This is a genomic window from Candidatus Poribacteria bacterium (assembly GCA_028820845.1).
Lineage (GTDB): Bacteria > Poribacteria > WGA-4E > WGA-4E > WGA-3G > WGA-3G.
The window spans coordinates 1-3131 of record JAPPII010000096.1 but is presented as its reverse complement, the minus strand read 5'-3'; the positions used below and the strand labels follow the sequence as shown (position 1 = coordinate 3131).

The following is a 3131-nucleotide window of genomic DNA, read 5'->3' as shown; positions in this document are numbered from 1 at the left end:
TCGAAGATGTTTCCTTGGATGGCGAACGCACGACGTTGCGGACGACACATCTGCGCGGTAACGTCTCTGCTGGTGGTAAAGCCACGACGACGTGGGGTGATTTGAAATCACAGAAGTAGTTCAGGGAAATTCTAACTAACCAACTACGACAGGGCGGTGGACTTCGGTTCGCTGCCCTGTTTTTTTTACTGCGAATAGCGAACCGCGAACCGCAATTCGCATCGAGCTCGCGACCCCTCCGCAGAAATGTCTAAAAAACCGACAATTGAATGGCCCTGTGCTATCCGCTATTCGCTTGACATCCATCGCCATTTTCTACTATACTATGACGCAGGAGGCATATCCATGGCAAACGAGTTCAACGAACTGCTACTGCAAACGCTAAAACAGATAAATGTCCGATTAGATCGTCTTGATGGACGCGTTGATTATTTGATTGATCAGAAAGCAGATAAATCCGATCTCAATACGACGAATGAAAAGGTGGATGCTCTGAGTGAAAAAGTAGACGACCTTGGGCGACGTATGGATCGACTTGAGGCAGGCATCGGTACGCTAAAATGGGTGATTGGTGCCGAGGTTGCAGTGATTGGTGTGATCCTTGCCTTCATCAAAGCGTGTTAGTGAAACCCAATGCATTATGATACCAACGGGGCGGTGGACTTCGGTTCGCTGCCCTGTTTTTTTTATCGCGAATCGCGAACCGCGAACCGCAATTCGCAGCGGGAGATTGTCGCTGGGCTTTCAGTGCTGCCGCTGGCGAGGTTTCCGAACCTCGCCAATATAAATTATTTCCGATGGCAATTGGCGATTCGCGGTTTGCTAATGGTTGTTGGCTGTTTATTGTCAGAAGCGGGATTCTCAGGATTTTACGGATTTACAGGAGCGCGTTCTTTTAGTGCGGGGTTGTATTTTCACAAACCAACCTACTTATCCGATAAGTTCCTATAATCCAATAAATCCCAATAATCCTGAAAAATCCGATAAATCTTGTAAATCCTGCTTCAGACAACAATTAACCCTTGTAACCAATACCCCATTTAAACGTATAATCGTATAAGTTGTCAGTTTCCTAATCGTCTATAGCAAACTGCTAACAGCGAACTACAAAAATACTTGACATCCCTATTCAATTTGTGATAAAATTCATCTATAAGGCAGCAGTTTCGCCAAAATAGAGGTTTCATTGAACGGAAAACCGAGAGCAGCATTCTTATCAAGAAAACGGAACGGGCGAATAGCGAACCGCGAATAGCGAATAGCGATTATGTTATTTTACTTTCATAAGATAGAACAAGCCACAAAGCAAGGCAGAGAAGAAGGTAGAGAAGAAGGCATTGAGCAAGGTCGTGCCGAAGTCTATAGTGCTTGGCATGCGGATTGGGAGCGGCGGCGACAGGAAGCGGAAGCAAAAGGCATCCCCTTTGACGAGCCGCCACCCGCAATACCTCAAAACGGAACAGGCAAATAGCGTATCGCGAACCGCGAATAGCGAATAGCGAACCGCGATTTAGTTTGAATTTAAGAGGGGTTCCCACCGAAAGTTCCTCTATCACAGCGTTTTTAGCGAACTGCATATTGCAGTTGGATTGAGACGAGGTTTAGTATGCAAGAGCACATCCTAACAGCCATAGAAAATTTGCGCGAAGAGATAGAGCGATCGCGAGCAGAGTCGCGTGCAGACATAGAACGGCTGCGCGAGGAGACCCGTGCAGATATAGCCAAGTTGCGCGAGGAATCCCACGCAGATATAGCCAAGTTGCGGGAAGATATGACAGATATGAAGTCCGACATCTCGTGGATAAAAGGGAAATTAGAAGGACGTTCAGAAGTCCGTCACCTATTCCTCACAGGCATTTCTATCGTGATCGCTATCTCAGCAGTCATTGTTGCTGTGTAGAAAGGATAGATAGCCGCTGGGAGATTGTGAAAATGTTGTTTTATTATTCTAACCTCATCAAGCGAAAAATCCTTGAGGAAGGGAGAGAAAAAGGGCGTCAAGAAGGTCTACAAGAAGGTCGGCAGGAAGCCACGCGCGAATTCTTGTCGGAACTCGCTGCGTTTGTAGAAAAAAATGGTGATGCTGCTATCCAGCAGTTTATAGAAGACCACAAGGCGGAGATGGGTGATGGGGAATAGCGGATAGCTATTGGCTCTCGGCAATTGGTTTCCAAGAGCTATAGACCAACAGTTTCCATAGACCAACAGCCATTAAAAAATACTTGATATCCCTATTCAACTTGTGATAGAATTTACCTATAAGGCAGCAGCTTCGCCAGCAGAGAGGTTTCATTGAACGGAAAACCGAGAGCAGCCTTCTTATCAAGTCGACTGGAATGGATTGTTTTTCAGCTTTTGATCCTGTTCTTGTTGACGATTGTGTATACCGTGATTATTTGGCGAGTGGAGGCACCGCACGCACAAACGGCACTGGATACCTTTAGAACCGTCGTGAAGGAAGTCGTTCCGTTTTCGCAATATGCACTCATCTGTATTCTCGGGCTCTTTGAGTTAGGAGGGACCCTGATGTTACTTTATTTTCATAAGATAGAACAAGCCGCAAAGCAAAGCCGAGAAGAAGGCATTGAACAAGGCAGAGAAGAAGGCATTGAACAAGGCAGAGAAGAAGGCATTGAACAAGGCAGAGAAGAAGGCATTGAGCAAGGCATTGAGCGGGGGAAAACTGAGGTGTATCGCGAGATAGCCGAGTGGAATGCCCGGAGACTCGCCGCTATGGCAGCAGGTGTTCCCTTCGATGAACCGCCCCCTTCGCAAAATGGAACGGGCGAATAGCCGTTAGCCATAGACCAATAGTCAATAGCCATTACTTAGTTTGAATTTAAGAGGGGTTCCCACCTATGTTCCCCTATCCTATAGTTTTTAACAAATAGCGATTAGTGAACCGCGAATAGCGAACCGCGAATAGCGAACCGCGATTTAGTTTGAATTTAAGAGGGGTTTCCACCTATGTTCCCCTATCACAGCGTTTTTAACAAATAGCGATTAGTGAACCGCGAATAGCGAACCGCGAATAGCGAACCGCGATTTAGTTTGAATTTAAGAGGGGTTTCCACCTATGTTCCCCTATCACAGCGTTTTTAACAAATAGCGATTAGTGAACCGCGAATAGC

At 46.3% G+C, this 3131-nt stretch carries 6 protein-coding genes; all 6 read left to right on the top strand.

What is annotated here, in order from left to right; genetic code table 11:
• Positions 1-345 precede the first annotated feature (345 nt).
• Positions 346-624, top strand: coding sequence for a hypothetical protein (locus OXN25_17920; GenBank protein MDE0426732.1), 279 nt, complete (start codon positions 346-348; stop codon positions 622-624).
• Positions 625-633: 9 nt separating this feature from the next.
• Entirely contained in the window at positions 634-951 is a 318-nt protein-coding gene (locus OXN25_17915) for a hypothetical protein (protein MDE0426731.1), read from the top strand.
• 316 nt (positions 952-1267) lie between these two features.
• Positions 1268-1471, top strand: a complete 204-nt coding sequence (locus tag OXN25_17910) for a hypothetical protein (GenBank protein MDE0426730.1) — start codon at positions 1268-1270, stop codon at positions 1469-1471.
• 135 nt (positions 1472-1606) lie between these two features.
• Complete coding sequence (locus tag OXN25_17905; protein MDE0426729.1) at positions 1607-1900, top strand: hypothetical protein; 294 nt, start codon at positions 1607-1609, stop codon at positions 1898-1900.
• Positions 1901-1932: 32 nt separating this feature from the next.
• Entirely contained in the window at positions 1933-2139 is a 207-nt protein-coding gene (locus OXN25_17900; protein MDE0426728.1) for a hypothetical protein, read from the top strand.
• A 153-nt stretch (positions 2140-2292) separates the two neighbouring features.
• Positions 2293-2793, top strand: coding sequence for a hypothetical protein (locus OXN25_17895; GenBank protein MDE0426727.1), 501 nt, complete (start codon positions 2293-2295; stop codon positions 2791-2793).
• Positions 2794-3131 lie beyond the last annotated feature (338 nt).